Here is a 22,054-nt window from a genome sequence, read left to right as displayed (position 1 = left end):
TCCTTGGCTCGCGGAACGGCAGGAGGCCGGCCCGGCATCCGGACCGGCCCCCCGTCAAAGGTTCCGCAGACGATGGCCTCAGGCCCGCTTGCTGTCATCGAGGTCCTCGAAATCGGCATCGACGATATCGTCGTCATCCGACCGCGAGGCCTGTTGATCGGCGGGCTCGGCCTCCGGCTCGTCGGAGCCTTCGGATTGCTGCGCCTTGTAGATCGCCTCACCGAGCCGCATCGACGCTTCGGTGACGTTCTGGATGCCGGCCCGGATCTTCTCCGGGTTCTCGCTGTCCAGCTCGTCCTTGAGCGCCGCAACCGCCAGCTCGATCGCCTCCACGGTGGAGGGGTCGACCTTGTCGCCATGCTCCTCGACCGACTTCTCGGTGGCGTGGATCAGGCTCTCGGCCTGGTTCTTGGCCTCCACCAGCTCACGCCGCTTCTTGTCGGCCTCGGCATTGGCCTCGGCATCCTTGACCATCTTCTCGATATCCTCGTCGGAGAGACCGCCCGAGGCCTGGATGGTGATCTTCTGCTCCTTGTTCGTGCCCTTGTCCTTGGCCGACACGGAGACGATGCCGTTGGCGTCGATGTCGAAGGTCACCTCGATCTGCGGCATGCCGCGGGGCGCCGGCGGAATGTCCTCGAGGTTGAACTGGCCGAGCATCTTGTTGTCGGCCGCCATCTCGCGCTCGCCCTGGAAGACCCGGATGGTCACGGCGTTCTGGTTGTCCTCGGCGGTCGAGAAGATCTGGCTCTTCTTGGTCGGGATGGTGGTGTTGCGGTCGATCAGCCGGGTGAACACGCCGCCCAGCGTCTCGATGCCGAGGCTCAGCGGGGTCACGTCGAGCAGCACCACGTCCTTGACGTCGCCCTGCAGCACGCCGGCCTGGATCGCCGCGCCCATGGCCACGACCTCGTCCGGGTTGACGCCCTTGTGCGGCTCCTTGCCGAAGAACTTGGTGACCTCCTCGATGACCTTCGGCATGCGGGTCTGGCCGCCGACGAGCACCACCTCGTCGATGTCGTCGGTCGACAGCCCGGCATCCTTCAGCGCCGCCTGGCAGGGCTTGATCGAGGCCTTGATCAGGTCGCCGACGAGGCTTTCCAGCTTGGCGCGGGTGAGCTTCATCACCATGTGCAGCGGCTGGCCGTTGGAGCTCATCGAGATGAACGGCTGGTTGATCTCGGTCTGGCTGGCCGAGCTGAGTTCGATCTTGGCCTTCTCCGCCGCCTCTTTCAGACGCTGCAGGGCCATCTTGTCCTTGGTCAGGTCGACCTGGTTCTCTTTCTTGAACTCGTCGGCGAGGTAGTTGACGATCCGCATGTCGAAGTCTTCGCCGCCGAGGAAGGTGTCGCCGTTGGTCGACTTCACCTCGAACAGGCCGTCATCGATCTCGAGGATGGTCACGTCGAAGGTGCCGCCGCCGAGGTCGTAGACCGCGATCGTCTTGCTGTCCTTCTTGTCGAGGCCATAGGCCAGCGCCGCCGCGGTGGGCTCGTTGATGATGCGCAGCACCTCGAGACCGGCGATCTTGCCGGCATCCTTGGTGGCCTGGCGCTGGGCGTCGTTGAAGTAGGCCGGGACGGTGATCACCGCCTGGCTGACTTCCTCGCCGAGGTAGCTCTCGGCGGTTTCCTTCATCTTCTGCAGGATGAAGGCCGAAATCTGGCTGGGCGAATACTTCTCGCCGCGCGCCTTGACCCAGGCATCGCCATTGCCGCCGTCGACGATCTCGAACGGCATGTTCTTGTTGTCCTTGGCGAGGTGCGCGTCGTCGGTGCGGCGACCGATCAGGCGCTTGACGCCGAAGATGGTGTTGGTGGGGTTGGTGACGGCCTGACGCTTCGCCGACTGCCCGACCAGCCGCTCGTCCTCGGTGAAGGCGACGATGGAGGGGGTCGTGCGGGCGCCTTCGGCGTTCTCGATGACACGCGCCTGGCTGCCGTCCATGATGGCGACGCAGCTGTTGGTGGTGCCGAGGTCAATACCGATGACTTTGCCCATGACGTTTCGATCCCTTCTTGACTTCAAGGCGATTCTCCGAGGCACGGGGACCCGTTCCGGCATCCTGCCCCGGTGATGGATGCGGTGCCCGGGGAGCCCCGGTTCCGCGTTCGGACGGTATATAAGGAGCGGGTTTTGGCCCTGCAAGCGGCCCGCGGGCGCCAAATCGGCCGGATGCGGCGGATTTGCCCGCCCCGCCCGGCCCTTGGCGCGGCCGGCCCGGAACCGCCGCCGCGCCGCGGATCGCACCGGGCCGGGCCGGTCAGGGGGCGGCACGGCGCTCCCGCCCTCGCCGCGCCGGCGCCCGGCCCTATCCTGTCGGCGATGACGGCGATCACCCTGCGCGACTTCACCTTCCATCCCGGCCTGCTCGACCGCGCCGCGCAGGAGGCCATGGTGGCCGATCTGCGCGCGGTGCTGGCGCAGGCGCCGCTGGTGCGCCCGGTGACGCCACGCGGCCAGCCGATGTCGGTGCGGATGTCGGCCGCCGGGCGCTACGGCTGGATCACCGACCGCCGCGGCTACCGCTACAGCGAGACCCATCCCGATGGCCAGCCCTGGCCGCCGATCCCCGCCAGCGTGCGGGCGGTCTGGGACGCCGTGGTGCCGGCGGCGCGGGCGCCGGAATGCTGTCTCATCAACTGGTACGGCGAAGGCGCGCGGATGGGCCTGCACCAGGACCGCGACGAGGCCGATTTCGACCAGCCGGTGGTGTCGATCTCGCTCGGCGACGAGGCGCTGTTCCGGATGGGCAACCGCGACCGCGGCGGGCGCACGGAATCGCGCTGGCTGCGCTCCGGCGACGTGGTGGTGATGGGCGGCGCGGCGCGGCTGCGCCATCACGGCGTCGACCGCATCCGCTTCGGCTCCTCCACCCTGCTGCCGGCGGGCGGGCGCATCAATCTGACGCTGCGGGTGGTGACCTGAGCCTAGTCGGCGAGGCTGCAGCACCCGGCCAGGACCCGCGGCTCCTGTCCCGACAGGATCAGCGCCGCCGTCAGACCGAAGAGCTGGTCGGACATGCCGTCGGAGCATTCGGCGCCTTCGATCCAGAGCGCCGCGGCACGGCCGCGGCCGCCGCCCGACAGCCCGTGTCGGCCGATCATGCCCTCGGCGGCGCGCAGCGGCCCGGTGACGAAGGGCGCCGCCTCCTCCGGCGTGCGGAAGGTCGAGATCCCCCCGGGCACCGCCTCGAAGGCCCAGAACGGCTCGGTGCCGAAGCAGCGGAAGGCCGCCGCCTCGGGCAGGCCGGCGCGGCGGTCGAGGAAGTCGAGCGACACCCAGCCCGCGCGACCCTCGTGATTGATCCGCCCCCAGCCGTCCGGCGCCGTGGCGGCGGTGACCTCGATGGCGGTGGCATCGCGGGCCAGCGCGCCGAGCCGCGCGGCCGCGGGATCGGGCGCGGCGCGCACGTTCAGCACGTCGCCCGGCGGAACGCGCGCGACGTCGTAGAGTGCCGGCAGGTCCTGGCCCAGCGCCGGACCGGCCGCGCAGCAGAGCAGCGCCAGCGCCCGGATCACCGCCGCGCCCCCCAGGAGGCCGAGGCGTGCTGGCGGGTGTAGAACTCCCCCATCAGCCCGACCATGAAGCAGATCAGCCCGACCCAGAAGGCGTATTCCCAGCTGGAATTGCGCGGGAAGTAATTGACGAAGGTGTAGCCGCGGGCCTGGTCGATGGCGTGGAAGAGCGGGTTCCAGTCGAACAGCACCAGCATCGAGGGCGTCAGCGCGTTGGCCACGAACATCTTGCCGGAAGCGATCATGTTGGCGCGCTGGTAGATCGTCGCGGCGATCCCCACCGGCACCGGAAACCACGGCTTGGCGGCCAGGAACACCATGCCGATGCCGGCGCCCGAGAACCACGCCAGGAGCAGCATGCCGAAGGCCGCGAGGGGGTCGTGGATCCCGGCGATGGCGCCGGGATTGAGCATGGTGTCGTAGACGAAGAGGATGACGAAGAGGCTGAGCACCTGGACGTAGAGCGTCGACAGCATCGCCGACAGGATCGCCACCGCGGTGTTCATCGGGGCGTGCTGCATCATCGGGCTGGTCGGCCCCTCCGCCCCGGCCACCGCGCCCAGCGTCTTGGAATGGGTGAGGTAGAGGAACACCCCGGTCATGATGTAGAGCAGGAAATCGCCGCGCAGCGACACGCCGCGCAGGCCAAGGATCCGGAACATCACGTAGAACACGCAGACGAAGACCGCCGCCTGCAGGATGTTCATGAAGATGGCGACGAAGGCGTTGCCGTGGGTCTTGCGCACCGAACGCACGGCATTGTGGTAGACCACCTCGGCCAGGTTCAAGGCCGCGCCGATCCGCGTGCGGGGCTGCCGGACCTGAAACATTCTGCCTCGCCAATGGTCAATCGTCGCGCGGGACGCGCCGCGCCGGTGCGCGACCTTGCCGTCGCCGTCCGCGGGCAGCATAACGGCCCTAGCTTTAAGGACCATAAACCCCGGAATTGTGCCGAAGGAAGGGCCAGAGTTTGAATTACAGCGAATTGACCCGCGTGATGCGCCGGCTGGCGCTCGAGGCCGGCGACCGGATCATGGAGATCTACAACTCCGACGATTTCGAGGTGAAGACCAAGTCCGACGAAAGCCCGGTGACCGAGGCCGACGAGGCCGCCGACCGGCTGATCTCGGACGGCCTGCGCGCCGCCTTCCCCGACACCCCGCTGGTGACCGAGGAACAGTCGCAGAGCCACGACCAGTCGGTCAGCACCTTCCTGATCGTCGACCCGCTCGACGGCACCAAGGAATTCGTCCAGCGCCGCGGCGATTTCACCGTCAACATCGCCTATGTCGAGGACGGCCTGCCGACCCGCGGCGTGGTCTATGCCCCGGCCAAGGACCGGCTGTTCTACACCGGCGCCACCGGCGCCGCGGTCGAGGAGCAGGGCCCGTTCGACCGCGAGACGCCCGGCGAGACCCGCCCGCTCAAGGTCTCCGACCCCGACAATGCCGCGCTGATGGTGGTGGCCTCCAAGTCGCACCGCGACGCCGACACCGACGACTACATCGGCAAGTACGGCGTGCGCGACATGACCAGCGCCGGATCCTCGCTGAAATTCTGCCTCGTGGCGACCGGCGAGGCCGACCTCTATCCCCGGCTCGGCCGGACCATGGAATGGGACACCGCGGCGGGCCACGCGGTGCTGGCCGGGGCCGGCGGCCGGGTGGTGCGCTTCGACGACCACACGCCGCTGACCTACGGCAAGCCGGGCTTCGCCAATCCGTTCTTCATCGCCCATGCCCCGGGGGTGGAGCTGAAGGAGGGCTGAACCCGGTGACGCCGCCCCGCGTCTCGGTGGTGATCGTCTCGCGCGACCGCCCGGAGAGCCTGTCGCTGACCCTGACCGGGGTCGGCCAGCTCGACTGGCCGGCGCTCGAGGTGGTGGTGGTGGCCTGCCCGGCCGGCGCCGCGGCGGCGCGGGCGCATCCGCTGGCAACGCATCTGAAGATCCGCGACTACGACCTCGCCAACGTCTCGGCGGCGCGCAACCGCGGCATCGCCGCGGCGGCGGGCGAGATCGTGGCCTTTCTCGACGACGACGCGGTGCCCGAATCGTCCTGGCTGCGCCACCTCGTGGCGCCCTTCGCCGATCCCGGCGTGGCGGCGGCGGGCGGCTTCGTGCTGGGCCGCAACGGCATATCGCTGCAATGGGGCGCGCGCCGGGTCGGGGCGGACGGCGCGGCGCGGCCCCTCGCCCTGCCCGATGACGGGCCCTGGGTGCTGACCGCCGCGCCAGGGCGCGCGGTCAAGACCGAGGGCACCAACATGGCGCTGCGCCGGGCCGAGCTGGTGGCCCTGGGCGGCTTCGACCCGGGCTTCCGCTTCTATCTCGACGAGACCGACCTCAATCTGCGGCTCGCCGCGGCGCGCCGGGCGACGGCGCTGGTGCCCCGCGCCCTGGTCCATCACGGCTTCGCCGCCAGCCCGCGCCGCGCCGCCGACCGCACCCCGCGCGACCTGACCGAGATCGGCGCCTCCACCGCGCTGTTCCTGCGCAAGCACCTCGCCGAGCCCGCCGCCCAGAGCGCGGCGCTCGACCGGCTGCGCGCCGAGCAGCGCCGCCGGCTGCTCCGGGCGATGCAGCGCGGGCCGCTCGACCCGCTCGACATGCGGCGCCTGCTGGCCGGGCTCGAGGCCGGCATCGCCGAGGGCCAGGCGCGCCCGGCCGGGCACCATCCGCAGCTGGCCGAGCCGGAGGAGGATTTCCGCCCCTGCCCGGCCCGGCCCGGGGCCCCGCACCACCTGTTCTGCGGACCCGCCCGGCGCCGCGCCGCCCTCGCCCGCGCCGCGGCCGGCGCCGTCGCGGCCGGCCAGCTGGCCACCGTCCTCGCCTTCGGCCCCGGCGCGCGACCGCACCGCATGGCCTTCCGCCCGGACGGCTACTGGGAACAGCGGGGCGGCGCGTTGGGGCCGGCGCGCCGCTCCGAACCGCGGCTGCGCGCCGCCACCCGTGCCCGGCGCTTTGCCGAGGAGGCGGCGCGCCTGGCGCCGCTGCGCGGCTTCGCCGACCCGCCGCCCGGGCGCGCCGCTGACCGCGACAAGAAGTTCACAATTGGCGATCAACCTTCGATATTGTAAGCACGGCTGTGGCCCCTCCGCACGGCGTCCCAGCTCATTTCAGCAGGAGCAGACTATGAAACACAGGGTCACGAAGGCGATCTTTCCGGTCGCCGGTCTTGGAACCCGGTTCCTTCCCGCCACCAAGTCGGTTCCGAAGGAGATCATGACCCTCGTCGACCGCCCGCTGGTGCAATACGCCATCGACGAGGCGCGCGCCGCCGGCATCAAGGAATTCATCTTCGTCACCTCGCGGGGCAAGGGCGCGCTCGAGGATTACTTCGACCACGCGCCGCAGCTCGAACAGGAGCTGCGCCGCAAGGAGAAGCACGACCTCCTCGCGGTGCTGAAATCCACCAACATGGATTCGGGCGAGATCGCCTATATCCGCCAGCACAAGGCGCTGGGGCTCGGCCACGCGGTCTGGTGCGCGCGCCGACTGATCGGCAACGAACCCTTCGCGGTCATGCTGCCCGATGACGTCATCGCCGCCGAGACCCCGTGCCTGCAACAGATGGTCGAGGTCTATGGCGAGACCGGCGGCAACATGGTGGCGGCGATGGAGGTGCCCCGCGACCGCACCTCGTCCTACGGCATCCTCGACGTCGAATCCGACCGCGGCAACCTGGTGACCGTCAAGGGCATGGTCGAGAAGCCCAGCGCCGACAAGGCGCCGTCGAACCTCGCCGTGATCGGGCGCTACATCCTGTCGCCGCAGGTGCTGAAGAACCTCAACGGCATGAAATCCGGCGCCGGGGGCGAGATTCAGCTCACCGACGCCATCGCGCAGGAGATCGGCGGCAGCGGCGTCTACGGGCTGCGCTTCCGCGGCCAGCGCTTCGATTGCGGCTCGAAATCCGGCTTCCTGCAGGCCACCGTGGCCTTCGGCCTGGAACGCGACGAGCTGCGCGACGATCTCTACGCCTATATCCGGGACGTGGTCGCCGCCGAGAAGGCCGCCCAGTGAGCGACGCGCAACGGGTCCTGGTCACCGGCGGGGCCGGCTATATCGGCAGCCATGCCTGCAAGGCGCTGAAGGCGGCCGGGTTCGCGCCGGTCACCTTCGACAATTTCGTCACCGGCTGGCGCGACGCGGTGAAGTTCGGGCCGCTGGTCGAGGGCGACCTGCTCGACCGGGCGGCGCTCGACCGCGCCTTCGCCGAGCACCGCCCGGTGGCGGTGATGCATTTCGCCGCGCTGAGCCTCGTCGGCGAGGCGATGAGCGATCCCGGCAAGTACTGGCGCAACAACGTCGCGGGCTCGCTCAACCTGATCGAGGCGGCGGCGGCGGCGGGCTGCGGCGCCTTCGTCTTCTCCTCGACCTGCGCGACCTATGGCGAACACGACAACGTGGTCCTCGACGAGAGCACGCCGCAGCTGCCGCTCAACGCCTACGGCGCCTCGAAGCGGGCGATCGAGGACATGCTGCGCGACTTCCAGGCCTCGCACGGGCTGCGGCACGTGATCTTCCGCTACTTCAACGTCGCCGGCGCCGACCCGGAGGCCGAGATCGGCGAGCATCACCGCCCCGAGACCCACCTCATCCCGGTGATGCTGGAGGCGATCCAGGGCCGGCGCGACGCGCTGACCATCCACGGCACCGATTACGACACGCCCGACGGCACCTGCATCCGCGACTACGTGCATGTCTGCGACCTCGTCGACGCGCATCTCCTGGGCCTGCGGCGGCTGCTGGACGGCGGCGACAGCCGGGTCTTCAACCTCGGCACCGGGCGCGGCTTCTCGGTCCGCGAGGTGATCGAGGCGAGCCGCGCGGTGACCAATCGCGCCGTGCCCCACGGCGAGGGGCCGCGCCGCGGCGGCGATGCCACCAAGCTGGTCTCGGGCTCGACCCGGGCCGGCGAGGAGCTGGGCTGGCGGCCCGAGCGCTCCACCATGGAGCGCATGATCGCCGATGCCTGGCGCTGGCAGCAGGCGGGGCATTACGATTCCTGACCCCGCGGCGCGGCTGCTCGACGTCACCCGGCTGGTCAGCCGCGCCGGGCGGCGTCCGACCGGCATCGACCGGGTGGAGCGGGCCTATCTCGACCGCCTGCTCGCCGACCCGGTCCCCTGTTTCGCGCTGCTGCGCACGGCGCTGGGCTTCCTGCTGCTCGACCGGGCCGGCGCCGCGGCGCTGGCGGCGGCGCTCGACGCGCCGCCGGGCCGGCCCGGGCTGCTGGCACGGCTGGCCCGCTGCAACGCCCCGGAGCGCACCGCGCTCGAGGAGCGGCTGCGCGGCTGCGCGCGGGCCCGCGCCCTGCCCTCGGGGCTGGGGCGGATGCTGCGGCGGCACCTGCCGGCGGGCTGCCATTACCTCAATGTCGGCCATGCCAACTTCACCCCCGCGGTGCTGCGCGGCCTCGCGGCGGTTCCCGGCGCGCGCATCGGCGTGCTGATCCACGACACCATCCCGCTCGATCTGCCGGCGCACCAGCGCCCCGGCACGCCGGCACGCTTCGCCGCGATGCTCGACCGCGCCGGGCGCCATGCCGACCTGCTGATCGCCAATTCCGCGATCACCGCCGCCGACCTCGCCCGCCACCTGCCCGCGCCGCGGCCGGAAATCGTGGTGGCGCCGCTCGGCGTGCCCCGCCCGCGGCCGGGCAAGGCGCCCGCGGGGCCTTGGTCGCACCGGCCCTATTTCGTCACCCTGGGCACCATCGAGCCGCGCAAGAACCACGGCTTCCTGCTCGATCTCTGGGACCGGTTCGGGCCGGGCGCGCCGGCGCTGCTGATCTGCGGCAGCCGCGGCTGGGAGAACCACGCGACCTTCGCGCGGCTCGATGCCGGCCCGGCCGGGGTGCACGAATTGCCGGGGCTTGGCGATGCCGAGATCTTCGGCCTGCTGGCCGAAAGCGCCGGGCTGCTCTTTCCCAGCCTCGCCGAGGGCTACGGCCTGCCGCTGCTCGAGGCCGCCGCCCTCGGGGTGCCGGTTTTGTGCAACGATCTGCCGGTGTTCCGGGAAGTCGGCGGCGCCTTTCCGATTTACGCACCCGTCGACGCGCCGTATCTGTGGCAGGACAGGATAGAGACGCTGGCGCGGCAGGCGGCGGCGCGGGACGCGGCAGAGCGGCGCCTCCGACCCGGGATCACGCCACCGGGATGGGCGGCGCATTTCAATGCCGTCTTAACGCGCATCTGAGACAGATCCGCGACCCGCGCATGAGGGATGGGACGAGCACGGATTGGGCGCCTGGCAGTCATACCGGCTGAGACTTGAGCGCAAGCGCTGGCGCATCCGGGCCTTCCGCAAGCGGCGCGAGCTGCGCATCGTCGCCAACCGCACCGAGGCCATCCGCCCCTCCGACCTGCTGGTCTTCTCGACCCAGCGCAACGAGGGCGTGCGCCTGCCCTTTTTCCTGCGCTACTACCGCGAACTCGGCGTCGACCACTTCCTGATCGTCGACAACGACAGCACCGACGGCTCGCTCGACTACCTCGCCAGCCAGCCCGACGTCTCGGTCTGGCACAGCCGCGCCAGCTACAAGCGGTCGCGCTTCGGCGTCGACTGGCTGAACTGGCTGGCCCGGCGCTACGGCCACGGTCATTGGTGCCTGACCGTCGATCCCGACGAGCTGTTCCTCTACCCGTTCTGCGACACCCGGCCGCTGCGCGCGCTGACCGACTGGCTCGACGCCTCGTCGATCAAGTCGTTCTCGGCGATGCTGCTCGACATGTATCCCAAGGGCCGGATCGACGCGCAGCCCTACCGGCCGGGCCAGGACCCGCTGGAGATCGCGCAGTGGTTCGATGCCGGCAATTACCGCATCAGCCGCAACTGGCGCTACGGCAACCTGTGGATCCAGGGCGGGCCGCGGGCGCGGGTGTTCTTCGCCGACGCGCCCGAGCACGCCCCGGCGCTGAACAAGATCCCGCTGGTGAAGTGGGACCGGCGCTACACCTATGTCAGCTCCACCCACATGCTGCTGCCGCGCGGGCTCAACCATGTCTACGACGAATGGGGCGGCGAGAAGGCCTCGGGGCTGCTGCTGCACACCAAGTTCCTCGACACCTTCACCGGCAAGGCCGAGGAGGAGCTCGGCCGGCGCGAGCATTACGGCGCCTCGCGCGAATACCTGGCCTACGCGGCGCGGCTGCGCGACGATCCCGACCTCTGGTGCAGCTTCTCCGAACGCTACATGAACTGGCGCCAGCTCGAGATCCTCGGCCTGATGTCGAAGGGCAACTGGGCATGAGCCGGGTCGGCATCGTGATGCTGGTCCACACCGCCCTGGGCCGCGCCGAGCAGGTGGCGCGGCACTGGACGCGGTTCGGCTGCCCGGTGGTCATCCATGTCGACGGCAAGGTGCCGCGGGCGACCTGTGCCGCCTTCCGCGAGGCGTTGTCCAACGACCCGCTGATCCGCTTCTCGCGCCGCCACCGCTGCGATTGGGGCACCTGGGGGCTGGTCGCGGCGACCCAGGACGCCGCCGAGGAGATGCTCGGCGCCTTTCCCGATCTCGGCCATGTCTACCTCGCCTCCGGCGCCTGCCTGCCGCTGCGCCCGGTGACCGAGCTGCAGGCCTATCTCGCGGCGCGCCCGGCGGCCGATTTCATCGAAAGCGCCACCACCGCCGAGGTGCCCTGGACCATGGGCGGCCTCGATGCCGAGCGCTTCACCCTGCGCTTTCCCTTCTCGTGGCGGCGCCAGCGTCACCTCTTCGACCGGGCGGTGGCGCTGCAGCGCCGGCTGAACTACCGCCGCAGGCTGCCCGACGGGCTGGTGCCGCATATGGGCAGCCAATGGTGGTGCCTGACCCGGAGCACCCTCTCCGCGATCCTGACGTATCCGCGCCGGGGCGAATACGACCGCTACTTCCGCAGCGTCTGGATCCCCGACGAGAGCTACTTCCAGAGCCTCGCGCGGCTCCATTCCCGGACCGTCGAAAGCCGGTCGCTGACGCTGTCGAAGTTCGATTTCCAGGGCAAGCCGCACATCTTCTACGACGACCACCTGCAATTGCTGCGCCGTTCGGACAGCTTCGTGGCGCGCAAGATCTGGCCGCATGCGCGGCGGCTCTACGACGCCTTTCTCGGCACCCGCGACGCGGCGCCCTACCAGGCCGAGCCCAATCCCGGCAAGATCGACCGCATCTTCGCCCGCGCCGTGACCCGGCGGACCCGCGGCCGCGCCGGGCTCTACATGCAGAGCCGGTTTCCCAACCCGAACTGGGAGAACGGCGTCACCGCAGCGCGCTATTCGGTGTTCCAGGGCTTTGCCGAGCTCTTCGAGGGCTTCGAGGACTGGCTCTCCCGGAGCACCGGCGCGGTGGTGCACGGCCATCTCTACGGCCCCGACGGCGCCGCCTTCGCAGACGGCCAGACGCTGGCGCCGGGGGCCCTGCCCGCCACCGCCGCGGCGCGCGACGCCAACCCGATGGCCTTCCTCACCAACCTCGTCTGGAACACCCGCGGCCAGCGGCAATGCTTCCAGTACGGGCCGCCCGACACGCCGGCGATGGCCGGGCACCTGGCGCGCGATCCGAACGCCCAGGTCTCGGTGATCTCGGGCGCCTGGGCGGTGCCGCTGTTCCGCTCGGGCCGCGACTTCGCCACCCTGCGCCGCGAGGCGGCGGCGCTGCAGAAGGCCGAGGCGAAGATGCTCGACGCCTACCGCGCCCCCGGCGCCAAGGCCCGGATCCGCATCTGGTCGCTGGCCGAATTCCTCGAGGCGCCGATCGAGATCCTGCAGGTCCTGCTCGACGAGGTCGGCCACAGGAGCGACCGCCGGCTCACCGAGGCGCCGCGCATGCAGTCGCTCGACGGCTTCGGGCAGTTCCTGCAGAACCTCAAGAACGAGGGCATGCACCCCTACCTGATGGGCGATTTCCCGGTCGAGGCGGCGCCGCGCGGCGGCCGCGCCTCGGGACGCCCCTACCTCTACACGAAGCAGGGCTAGATGAGCGACGTCTTCGGCAGTTTCGTGGTCTTCGCCGAGATGCGCACCGGCTCCAACTTCCTCGAGGCCAATCTGAACGCGCTCGACGGGGTGGTCTGCCACGGCGAGGCCTTCAATCCGCATTTCATCGGCTATCCCGACCGCGAGGACATCCTCGGCATCACCCGCGCGGAGCGCGACGCCCGGCCCGAGCGGCTGCTGCGCCGGATCGCCGCGGAGGCGCCGCGCCTGGGCGGCTTCCGCTACTTCCACGACCACGACCCCCGGGTGCTCGACGCGCTGCTCGCCGACCGGCGCTGCGCCAAGATCGTGCTGACCCGCAACCCGGTGGAATCCTATGTCAGCTGGAAGATCGCCCAGGGCACCGGGCAGTGGAAGCTCACCAACGTCAAGCGCCGCAAGGAGGTCCGGGCGCAGTTCGACGGCCGCGAGTTCGAGGACCACGTGGCGCGGCTTCAGGACTTCCAGATCCGGCTGCAGCGGGCGCTCCAGACCAGCGGCCAGACCGCCTTCTACCTGGCCTACGAGGATCTGCAGGATCTCGAGGTGATGAACGGGCTGGCGGCCTGGCTCGGCGTGCCGTCGCGGCTCGAGAAGCTCGACACCGCGCTGAAGCGGCAGAACCCGCGGCCGGTCACCGAGAAGGTCGCGAATCCCGAGGAGATGGCCGCCGCGCTGGCCCGGCTCGACCGCTTCAACCTGGCCCGGACGCCGAATTTCGAACCGCGCCGCGGCCCGGTCGTGCCGAGCTACGTGGCCGCCGCCCGAAGCCCCCTGCTCTACCAGCCGGTGCGCGCGGGACCCGAGGACAGCGTGCTCGACTGGCTCGCCGCGCTCGACGGCGCCGACCGCGCGGCGCTGGTCACCGGGTTCAGCCAGAAGACGCTGCGGCACTGGATGCGCGACCGCCCGGGCTTCCGCAGCTTCACGGTGATCCGCCACCCGCTGGCGCGCGCCCACGAGGCCTTCTGCACGCGCATCCTGCCCAACGGGCCGCAGAGCTTCCACGCCATCCGGCGCACCTTCATGCGCACCTTCGAGGTGGACCTGCCGGATGACCCATCGGAGGCGGGCTACGATGCCGGGGACCATCGCCGCGCCTTCGATGCGTTCCTGCGCTTCGTGCGCGCCAACCTCGCCGGCCAGACCGGGCTCAGGACCGATCCGGCATGGGCCAGCCAGGCGCAGATCCTGCAGGGCATGGCAGAATTCGCCCTGCCCGACATGATCGTGCGCGAGGCCGAGATGGCCGCCTACCTGCCGGCGCTGGCCCAGCAGGTCGGCCATGCCGCGCCGCCCGAGCCCGAGACGCGGCCGATCCGCGCGCCCTTCGGTTTGGCGCTGATCTACGACGAGGCGCTCGAGGCGCTGGCCCGCGACGCCTACCAGCGCGATTACCTGGCCTTCGGCTTCGACGACTGGGCCTGAGACGCGCAGCGCGCTTGCCGCGCCGCGCCGGCAGGGTCATGCTGGGACATGGCCTTCCGCATGCCCCTCCCCGCGCTTGCCCCTATGCTGCTGCTTCTGGCGGCGACCGGTCGGGCCGCGGCCGGCTCGGCGGAGTTCGACCCGCTGCGCTTCGACCTCCAGCAGGGCATTTTCTGCGAGGTGCGCACCGATGGCCGCGCCCCGGCGCCCGACACCGTCGCCGGCGAGATCGAGCTGTTCAGCGAGATCCCGGACTTCCAGTGGCTCGGCGCCCGGGTTCCCGCGGTGCCGGGAATCAGCTTCGGGGTCCGCACCGAGGCCCGCGACGCCCGCATCTATTCCGGCGTCACCATGCGCCTGACCCATCCGGCCTTCCGCCGCTCCGGCGCCACCGAACAGAGCTACGTGACCTCGCTGGGCGGGGCCGGGGTGTCGATCAACGCCTATACCTTCGACACCGCCGAAGAGCTGGCCCTCGGCATCTGGACCTTCACCGCGCGGCATGGCGACGAGGTGCTCTACCATGCCCAGTTCGAGGTCGTGCCGCCGGCCGCCGAGCCGCGCATCGCCGCGGCCTGCGGCGGCATGCCGCTGAGCTGAGCCGCGCCGAAGCCGCCCGGCGCTCAGGCCAAGAGCGCCCGCCGCACGAGGTTGAGCCCGGCCACCAGCAGCACCGCCAGCGTGGCGCGCCGGAAGGCCTGCTGGTCGATCCGGTCCTGCACCTGCCCGCCGACCCACATTCCGGCCAGCGCCGGCATGATCAGCAGCGCCGAGAAGGGCAGCGTCGCCGCGTTGAGCACGCCGGAGCCGAGATGCGCCCCGGTCAGCGCCACCGCGCCGAGCCCGTAGATCACCCCCTGAACCCGCATCTGGTCGCGCTTCTCGGTGCCCAGCATGGTCAGGTAGGCCACCGTTGGCGGCCCCCAGACCCCGGACAGCCCGCCGATGAAGCCGGCAAAACCTGCCACACCAATCTCGGTCGCGCGGCCGCCGCCGCCCGGCAGGTCGCCCTTCCAGCCGCAGAGCTGGGCCACCGCGAAGGCGGTGATCGGCACCCCGATCAGGGCCAGCATCGGCCCCACCGGCAACACCGCCACCAGCTGCGCCGAGAACAGCAGCATCACGCCGCCGACGATCAGGAAGACCCGGAACCGCCGCACCGAGCTCCAGGCTGCCCCGGGGCCCTGGCGCAGCGCCTGCACGCCGTTGGTGATCAGCGTCGGCAGGATCAGCCCGGCCAGCGCCAGCTCCGGCGCCAGCAACGATCCCAGCCCCGAGATCATGATCATCGGCATGGCGAAGCCGACCATCCCCTTTACCACGCCGGCGGTGAAGGCGATGATCAGGCAGAGGACCAGGACGCCGCCGCCGAGTTCGGGAAATAACCACTCCATGCCAGCCTCTTACCAGAGCGGAGGCGGCGGCCAACCGGAAAGGCACGAGGCAACAATCGGTCTCATCGACGCAGGCTTGGGTATTTTTGTTGCGCTGCGCCTGCGAAGATCCTAGATCCCACGGGACATCTGGAAAAGGACGCGAACATGGCACATGACGGTCAGGATCTGGCGCTTTCCGGCAGCGTGCGGCTGCCCGACCTCTTGGCACTCACCGGCGCCGCCGTGGCGCCGGCCGAGGCGGTGCTTGCGGCCGCGACCGAGCGGCTGCGCGGCGCGGTGAGCGAGAACGGCCGCATCTCGGGCGCCCTGATCGAGGCCCAGCAGAGTGCCGCGCACGGCCTGGCCTGGCTCGCCACCTATGTCGAATCGCTGCGCCAGATGCAGGGCTGGGCCGAGCGGCTCGATGCCGAGGGCGGCTTCGGGGAGGTCGAGGCGCTGCTGCACCAGATCGCCTTCGGCGAATACCTGGCCCAGATCCGCGGCGGCATCGCGATGAACCAGGGCGAGGTGGTGCGGCTCGCCGATCTCGGCCTCGACGCCGAGGAATGCGCCAAGCTCTCCGGCGACGCCGTCGAGACGCTGATCCGCGCCGGCAATTCGCAGGCCGCGCGGCGCCGCCTGGTGGAGCTGATGGCCGAGCGCTCGGCCGAGGTGACGGTGGGCCGCACCGGGCTCGAGGACGAGCTCGAGATGATCCGCGAGCAGTTCCGCCGCTACGCCGTCGAGAAGGTCGAGCCCCACGCCCATGACTGGCACCTGAAGGACGAGCTGATCCCCATGGAGGTGATCGAGGAGCTCGCCGAGATGGGTGTCTTCGGCCTCACCATCCCCGAGGAATACGGCGGGCTCGGCCTGTCGAAGGCGTCGATGTGCGTGGTCTCCGAGGAGCTGAGCCGCGGCTATATCGGCGTGGGCTCGCTCGGCACCCGGTCGGAGATCGCCGCCGAGCTGATCCTGGCCGGCGGTACGGAGGCGCAGAAGCAGCACTGGCTGCCGCGCCTGGCCTCGGGCGAGACCCTGCCCACCGCGGTCTTCACCGAGCCCAATACCGGCTCCGATCTCGGCGCGCTCCGCACCCGGGCGGTCAAGGGGCCGGACGGCGATTACACCATCACCGGCAACAAGACCTGGATCACCCACGCGGCGCGCACCCATGTGATGACGCTGCTGGCCCGCACCGATCCCAACACCTCGGATTACCGCGGCCTGTCGATGTTCCTGGCCGAGAAGACCCCGGGCACCGACGACGACCCGTTCCCGACCCCCGGCATGACCGGCGGCGAGATCGAGGTGCTGGGCTACCGCGGCATGAAGGAATACGAGCTCGGCTTCGACGGCTTCAAGGTCAAGGGCGAGAACCTGCTCGGCGGCGAAGAGGGCAAGGGCTTCAAGCAGCTCATGGAGACCTTCGAGAGCGCCCGCATCCAGACCGCGGCGCGTGCCATCGGGGTGGCCCAGGCGGCGCTCGATGTCGGCATGCGCTACGCCCAGGAGCGGCGCCAGTTCGGCAAGCCGCTGATCGCCTTCCCGCGGGTCTCGGGCAAGCTCGCCATGATGGCGGTGGAGATCATGGTGGCGCGCCAGCTGACCTACCACTCGGCGCGCGAGAAGGACGAGGGCCGGCGCTGCGATCTCGAGGCCGGCATGGCCAAGCTGCTGGGCGCCCGCGTCGCCTGGGCCGCGGCCGACAACGCGCTGCAGATCCACGGCGGCAACGGCTTCGCGCTGGAATACACGATCAGCCGCATCCTCTGCGACGCGCGCATCCTCAACATCTTCGAGGGCGCGGCCGAGATCCAGGCCCAGGTCATCGCCCGGCGGCTCTTGGGCTGAGCCTGCGACGGACCGCGGTCCGGAACGAGAAAGGCCGGGCGCTGCGCCCGGCCTTTCCGCGTCATGGCATGCCGATCAGTCGCGGTTGGCGATCTCGGCGTCGATGTTGAAGTAGCGGAACGGGATCTGCTTCTGCTCCAGCCCGCCCAGCACCACGGTGGTGGCCTGGCCGTTCTTGTCGCGGATCACCCATTGCCGCAGCTCCACCGGGTTGTCGGTGAACTTCATCTGGATGCTGCCGTATTCCGGGTGGCGCGGATCCTGCGCGGTGACGATCGTCGCGGTGCCGTCGTATTGATGGCCGGTGACCATGCCGGCGCGGCCGAGATTGACGTTGGCGTCGAGGATGATCGACAGCGGCGTCTGGCTGAGCGGATAGGTCTCCGGCGTGGCGTTCACCTTGCGGTCGAAGACCACCACGGTGCCGCGGTTGGCCATCACCAGCGCCTGTTCGGGCGGGTTGTAGTCGAAGCGCACCTTGCCGGGGCGCTGGATGTAGACCGTGCCGGTCGACATCGTGCCGTCATTGTTGACCTGGGTGAACGAGCCCTGGGCCGATTTCAGCTGGTTCAGATAGGCCGAGATCTGGTTCAGCGACAACTGGGCCGCGCTGGCCGGCAGCGCGGCGGCGAGGGCCAGCACCAGGGCGGCGAGTAGGGAGGCGAATCGCATGAGGTCACTCCTGTCTTGCGGGACGGCGTCCTGGGCATCGGATGCCAGATCCGCGGCTGTTAGGCGATATCGGGCCTAGGCCATGGGATAAAGGCAGTGTTCGGCAGGGGATCAAGGCCGCCCGGCTCTGCCGCCGGCCGGACGGCGAAACCCGGCCGCGGATGATCTCCGGGCCGGGCGGCATCTGGGGCGGCGAAGGGACGAAGGAGGGGCGGGCCATCAGGCGACAAACCGGGGGGAGGTCCCCCCGGTTCCCGCGCCCGGGGTCAGAGCCAGCGGCGGCTCTCCCCCAGGCGCCGCGCCGCGCGCATGTGGCGCCGTTCGTCGGCGGCGTGCGCCGCGCCCCGGGGCGTCTCCCCGGTGGTGGCGACGAAGAAGCTTCTGGCAAATATTCCTAACATCTCCAGCCTCCGTTATCCTGCTTGTGTGCCCTGAGTATGGTCATGATAGGCGCAGACGGGAGTCCGGAACGGCTTGCATATGGTAAGTCTGGCTTACACATGAACTGGCGCGACCTGCCCCCTCTGGCGGCGCTGCGGGCGTTTTCGGCCTTTGCCGAGACCGGATCGGTCCGGGCCGCCGGCGCCGCCCTCAATGTCAGCCACGCGGCGATCAGCCAGCAGCTGCGCCAGCTCGAGACCCACATGCAGGTGGCGCTTCTCGACCGCAGCGGCCGCAGCCTCGCCCTGACCGCCGAGGGCCGGCAGCTTGCCGATGCGCTGGCGGCGGGGTTCGCGCGCATCGCGCAGACCGTCGAGGCGCTGACCGGGGCCGACGCGCTGCGCCCGCTGCACGTCTCGACCACGCCGAGCTTCGCCGCCAACTGGCTGATGCCGCGGCTGGCCGGGTTCCGCCAGCGTAATCCCGAGATCGACATCATGATCAGCCCGACGCCGCGGCTGGTCGATCCGGCGCCCGGCGGGGTCGATCTCGCCATCCGCTACGGCGCCGGGGCCTGGCCCGGGCTTGCCGTCGAGCGCCTGCTCGACGCGCCGCTCTGGGTGGTGGCGGCGCCGTCGCTGGTGGGCGATCTGGTGCCCGAGCGGCCCGAGGACCTCCTGCGCTTTCCCTGGCTGCAGGAGCTGGGCACCAGCGAGGCCTCGGACTGGTTCGCCGGGCGCGGCGTCACCGAGGGCCGGGCGCGCGGGCTGATCCACGTGCCGGGCGATCTGGTGATCGACGGCGCCCGCAACGGCCAGGGCGTGGTGGTGACGACGCCGATCGCCGTGGCCGAGGATGTCCGCCAGGGGCGGCTGCGGCTCTTGTTCGAGGAGGGCGGCGGCAGCGGCTATCACCTGGTGATGGCGCCGGGCGTGGCGCGCCCGCCGCTGCGCGCCTTCGCCGCCTGGCTGCGCCGCGAGACGCGGCGCTAGGCCGGCGGGCCGGCGGGTTCGGCCCGACAGCGCGCTGCGCCCTGGCACGGGTCCGGGACGCGCCGGGGCCTCAGCTCGGCCCGATCATGAAGCAGGTGACCTGGCGGGCCTGCAACTTGCGGCAGGCCAGATCGGCGGCGTCGCGGCTCATGCCCATGAAGTTGGCGTCGAAGCCCGCCGGGCGGTGCACCACCTTGCGCAGCGTGCCGTCGAGCGTCTGCATTTCCTGCAGCGCGGTCTGCAGCAGCACCTTCTCGGCGGCGTAGCGGCTGGGGTAGCGGCCGACATTGATGCCCCAATGCCGTCCGCCGGAGGTCGAGACGCGGCTGATCACCTCGGTGCCGTCCTCGGCACCGGCCGCGGCCAGGGCCACCGGCTCGGGGGCCGCCGCGGCGGCCGGGGCGGGCGCGTCCGCGGTCACCGAGGCCAGCACGATCCCGGCCGGGCGGCCGCGTGGCTTCACCGAGGCGCCGGGGGCGGCCTGCGCGGCGGCGACCGCCGCGATCACCGCCGCGGTGGAGGCGGCGGGCGCCGCCTCGGGGGCCGGCGCCTCGGCCGCCGCGGTGACGGTCGCGGCAGCGTCGGAGGCGGCCTCGGGCGCGGCGTTGCCGGTCGCGGCGGCGGTCTGGGCGACCACCGATTCTAGCGCCGCAGCCACCGGCGAGCCGCGGGCCGTGGCGGGCTCCGCGATCAGCGGCCGCGCCGGAGCGGCCGCCACCGCGACCGCCGCGGTGGAGCCCACCGGCGCGGACTGGGCCTCGGCCAGGACCGATTCGATGTCGTCCTTGAGCGAGGCCACCAGCGGCGCCGGCTCGGCGCCCGGGCGCGGCATCGGACGCAGGCTGCGCGGCACCGCCGCGACGGCCTGGCGGATCGCCCGGCCGGTGCGCCCGGCGGTCGGGTCGGCATCGCGCGCCACCTCGACATTGATGCCGGAATTGCCGTGATAGGCCGGGCGGCCTGGCAGCTGCAGCGCCACCCGCTGCGGCGCCTTCTGGAAGCCCAGATCGAGCAGCTTGGCGACCTGCGCATTGCGCGAGGCGGTGGAGCGGCCGCCGAAGACCGTGGCGATCACCCGCTCGCCGCCGCGGTCGGCGGAGGCCACGAGGTTGAAGCCCGCGGCCTGGGTGTAGCCGGTTTTGATGCCGTCGGCGCCGGGATAGCTTTCGAGCATGCGGCGGTTGGTGTGCGACACGTGCCGGATCCCGGCATCCGCGGTCACCCGGCTGAAGAGGTTATAATATTCCGGATAGTCGTAGATCATGTGCCGGCCGAGCAGGGTCATGTCCCGGGCGGTGGACAGGTGACCTTCGGCGGTCAGGCCATGGGCGTTCTTGAAGGTCGTCCGGGTCATGCCGAGCGCCTTGGCGGTGCGGTTCATGCGCCGGGCAAAGGCCGCCTCGGAGCCCGAGATGGCCTCCCCGATGGCGGTCGCGGCGTCGTTGGCCGACTTCACCGCGGCGGCCCGCACGAGGTAGCGCAGCTTGATCGTCTGCCCGGAGCGCAGGCCCAGCTTGGAGGGCGGCTCGGCCGCGGCGTTGCGGGAGATGCGGACCTCGGTATCCATCGAGATCTCGCCGTGCTCGACCGCCTCGAAGGCGATGTAGAGCGTCATCATCTTGGTCAGCGAGGCCGGATGCAGCCGGGTATCGGCATTCTCGCTGTAATAGACCTCACCCGACCGGGCATCCATGACCATGCCGGCATAGGGCGCTGCCAGCGCGCTCAGCGGAATGAGCACGAGGAACCAGAATGCCGTTGCGATGAATAGACCGGTATGGCCCGGCCGCCTGCGCCGTCCCGTCACGTTGCCCGCCTTTCTGCCTCAATACCCTGACTTTTCTGCCGGGCTTATTGTCGCCGTACTTTCTGCACATGCGTTTAACGGGCAGGTTAGCACGGCAAGAACTCGCCGCAAAGTCCTCATTTGCATGGAAGAATTCCGCTGCACCCGGGATGGTTGCAACGAGATATGGGGGGCGTCGGCCGAGTCGGGCCACTAGGGATGTGAATGCGGCGAAACTAAGGCGAAACCCGGGCGCGATCCGGACTAGGACAGTTCCGCCACAAGGTCGGGCAGCGGCGCGAGATCGGCCAGTTCGCGGAATCGTGGCGCCTCGGGGGCCTCGGCATGCTCGAAGGACCAGGCCAGCGGCTGCGGCACGAAGACGCCCCAGGCGCCGGCCTCGATCGCCGGGCGGACGTCGGACTTCATCGAATTGCCCACCATCATCGCGCCCGGCGCCCCGCCCGGGGTGGAGGCGAAGATCCGGGCATAGACCCCCGGCGTCTTGTCCGACACGATCTCCACCCGGTCGAAGAACTCGCCCAGGCCGGACTGCGCCAGCTTGCGCTCCTGATGCAGCAGGTCGCCCTTGGTGATGACCACGAGGTGATGGCTCTCGGCGAGCCGCGCCACGGTCTCCTCGACATGCGGCAGAAGCTCGATCGGATGCGCCAGCATGTCGCGGCCGACCTGAAGCAGCTGCGAGATGACCTGCCCGGGCACCTCCCCCTCGGTCACCTCCACGGCGGTCTCGATCATCGACAGCACGAAACCCTTCACGCCGAAGCCGTACTGGCCCAGGTTGCGCTCCTCCGCGGCCATCAGGCGCTCACCGAGATCGGGGTGATCGCAATGCGGCGCCAGCAGCTCCGCGAATCGTTCCTGGGTGAGCTGAAAGAACCGCTCGTTGTGCCACAGCGTGTCGTCCGCATCGAAGGCCACGGTTTCCAGCCTTGTCGTCATCTGCCACCTCGCCAGCCAGTCTGCGCCCTTTTCTCGCAAGGGGTGCCGGATTATATACTGCGCTCGACCCTCCCATGCAAAACGGACATGTCCCGGCCCATATGACCTACCGGAGAGCGATTGAG

At 70.5% G+C, this 22,054-nt stretch carries 19 protein-coding genes; 12 read left to right on the top strand and 7 right to left on the bottom strand.

The annotated features are described in order from the left end of the window. Positions 1 to 78: 78 nt before the first annotated feature. A complete protein-coding gene (gene dnaK / locus ACXYMW_RS12260) occupies positions 79 to 2,001 on the bottom strand; it encodes a molecular chaperone DnaK (RefSeq protein ID WP_459035614.1) in 1,923 nt (640 codons plus the stop codon). A 324-nt stretch (positions 2,002 to 2,325) separates the two neighbouring features. On the opposite strand from dnaK, the gene ACXYMW_RS12255 reads away from it, so the two are divergent. Continuing rightward, entirely contained in the window at positions 2,326 to 2,928 is a 603-nt protein-coding gene (locus ACXYMW_RS12255) for an alpha-ketoglutarate-dependent dioxygenase AlkB family protein (RefSeq protein ID WP_459035613.1), read from the top strand. Between the two features lie 2 nt (positions 2,929 to 2,930). On the opposite strand, the gene ACXYMW_RS12250 is transcribed toward ACXYMW_RS12255, so the two are convergent. Next, positions 2,931 to 3,521, bottom strand: a complete 591-nt coding sequence (locus tag ACXYMW_RS12250; protein ID WP_459035612.1) for an SH3 domain-containing protein — start codon at positions 3,519 to 3,521, stop codon at positions 2,931 to 2,933. Continuing rightward, the gene (locus ACXYMW_RS12245; RefSeq protein ID WP_459035611.1) at positions 3,518 to 4,348 is read right to left on the bottom strand and encodes an ABC transporter permease; all 831 of its coding nucleotides are present in this window, start codon (positions 4,346 to 4,348) and stop codon (positions 3,518 to 3,520) included. The genes ACXYMW_RS12250 and ACXYMW_RS12245 overlap by 4 nt, the downstream gene beginning before the upstream one ends. Before the next feature lie 140 nt (positions 4,349 to 4,488). Here ACXYMW_RS12245 and cysQ point away from each other — a divergent pair, with 140 nt between their 5' ends. The 9 genes from cysQ to ACXYMW_RS12200 all read left to right on the top strand — a co-directional run bounded on the left by cysQ (position 4,489) and on the right by ACXYMW_RS12200 (position 14,505). Continuing rightward, complete coding sequence (gene cysQ / locus ACXYMW_RS12240) at positions 4,489 to 5,286, top strand: 3'(2'),5'-bisphosphate nucleotidase CysQ (protein ID WP_459035610.1); 798 nt, start codon at positions 4,489 to 4,491, stop codon at positions 5,284 to 5,286. A gap of 5 nt (positions 5,287 to 5,291) precedes the next feature. Beyond that, on the top strand, positions 5,292 to 6,596 hold the full coding sequence (locus tag ACXYMW_RS12235) for a glycosyltransferase family 2 protein (RefSeq protein ID WP_459035609.1): 1,305 nt from the start codon (positions 5,292 to 5,294) through the stop codon (positions 6,594 to 6,596). 55 nt (positions 6,597 to 6,651) lie between these two features. Further along, a complete protein-coding gene (gene galU, locus ACXYMW_RS12230; RefSeq protein ID WP_459035608.1) occupies positions 6,652 to 7,542 on the top strand; it encodes a UTP--glucose-1-phosphate uridylyltransferase GalU in 891 nt (296 codons plus the stop codon). Next, complete coding sequence (gene galE, locus ACXYMW_RS12225) at positions 7,539 to 8,531, top strand: UDP-glucose 4-epimerase GalE (protein WP_459035607.1); 993 nt, start codon at positions 7,539 to 7,541, stop codon at positions 8,529 to 8,531. Before galU ends, galE begins: the two co-directional genes overlap by 4 nt. Further along, complete coding sequence (locus ACXYMW_RS12220) at positions 8,491 to 9,720, top strand: glycosyltransferase family 4 protein (protein ID WP_459035606.1); 1,230 nt, start codon at positions 8,491 to 8,493, stop codon at positions 9,718 to 9,720. The genes galE and ACXYMW_RS12220 overlap by 41 nt, the downstream gene beginning before the upstream one ends. A 43-nt stretch (positions 9,721 to 9,763) precedes the next feature. After that, positions 9,764 to 10,774, top strand: a complete 1,011-nt coding sequence (locus tag ACXYMW_RS12215; RefSeq protein ID WP_459035605.1) for a glycosyltransferase family 2 protein — start codon at positions 9,764 to 9,766, stop codon at positions 10,772 to 10,774. Further along, entirely contained in the window at positions 10,771 to 12,477 is a 1,707-nt protein-coding gene (locus tag ACXYMW_RS12210) for a DUF5927 domain-containing protein (RefSeq protein WP_459035604.1), read from the top strand. Before ACXYMW_RS12215 ends, ACXYMW_RS12210 begins: the two co-directional genes overlap by 4 nt. Beyond that, positions 12,478 to 13,905, top strand: coding sequence for a nodulation protein NodH (locus ACXYMW_RS12205; RefSeq protein WP_459035603.1), 1,428 nt, complete (start codon positions 12,478 to 12,480; stop codon positions 13,903 to 13,905). Between the two features lie 84 nt (positions 13,906 to 13,989). Beyond that, entirely contained in the window at positions 13,990 to 14,505 is a 516-nt protein-coding gene (locus ACXYMW_RS12200) for a DUF3859 domain-containing protein (RefSeq protein ID WP_459035602.1), read from the top strand. A 23-nt stretch (positions 14,506 to 14,528) separates the two neighbouring features. Here ACXYMW_RS12200 and ACXYMW_RS12195 read toward each other — a convergent pair whose 3' ends face one another. Further along, positions 14,529 to 15,299 (bottom strand): sulfite exporter TauE/SafE family protein, encoded by a 771-nt coding sequence (locus tag ACXYMW_RS12195; protein ID WP_459035601.1) that lies wholly within the window; start codon positions 15,297 to 15,299, stop codon positions 14,529 to 14,531. A gap of 147 nt (positions 15,300 to 15,446) precedes the next feature. Between ACXYMW_RS12195 and ACXYMW_RS12190 the strand changes: the two genes are divergently transcribed. After that, positions 15,447 to 17,135 (top strand): acyl-CoA dehydrogenase family protein, encoded by a 1,689-nt coding sequence (locus ACXYMW_RS12190; protein WP_459035600.1) that lies wholly within the window; start codon positions 15,447 to 15,449, stop codon positions 17,133 to 17,135. 75 nt (positions 17,136 to 17,210) lie between these two features. Here ACXYMW_RS12190 and ACXYMW_RS12185 read toward each other — a convergent pair whose 3' ends face one another. After that, positions 17,211 to 17,807 carry a LolA family protein gene (locus tag ACXYMW_RS12185; RefSeq protein WP_459035599.1) on the bottom strand — a complete coding sequence of 199 codons (597 nt, stop codon included), beginning with the start codon at positions 17,805 to 17,807 and terminating at the stop codon, positions 17,211 to 17,213. Between the two features lie 500 nt (positions 17,808 to 18,307). On the opposite strand from ACXYMW_RS12185, the gene ACXYMW_RS12180 reads away from it, so the two are divergent. Further along, positions 18,308 to 19,180 (top strand): LysR family transcriptional regulator, encoded by an 873-nt coding sequence (locus tag ACXYMW_RS12180; RefSeq protein ID WP_459035598.1) that lies wholly within the window; start codon positions 18,308 to 18,310, stop codon positions 19,178 to 19,180. A 70-nt stretch (positions 19,181 to 19,250) separates the two neighbouring features. On the opposite strand, the gene ACXYMW_RS12175 is transcribed toward ACXYMW_RS12180, so the two are convergent. Further along, positions 19,251 to 20,879, bottom strand: coding sequence for a D-alanyl-D-alanine carboxypeptidase family protein (locus ACXYMW_RS12175; protein ID WP_459035652.1), 1,629 nt, complete (start codon positions 20,877 to 20,879; stop codon positions 19,251 to 19,253). Positions 20,880 to 21,230: 351 nt separating this feature from the next. After that, on the bottom strand, positions 21,231 to 21,929 hold the full coding sequence (locus ACXYMW_RS12170; RefSeq protein ID WP_459035597.1) for an HAD family hydrolase: 699 nt from the start codon (positions 21,927 to 21,929) through the stop codon (positions 21,231 to 21,233). Positions 21,930 to 22,054 lie beyond the last annotated feature (125 nt).

It is taken from the genome of Roseivivax sp. CAU 1761, from assembly GCF_054482755.1.
This window is presented reverse-complemented; position numbering and strand designations above follow the sequence as displayed.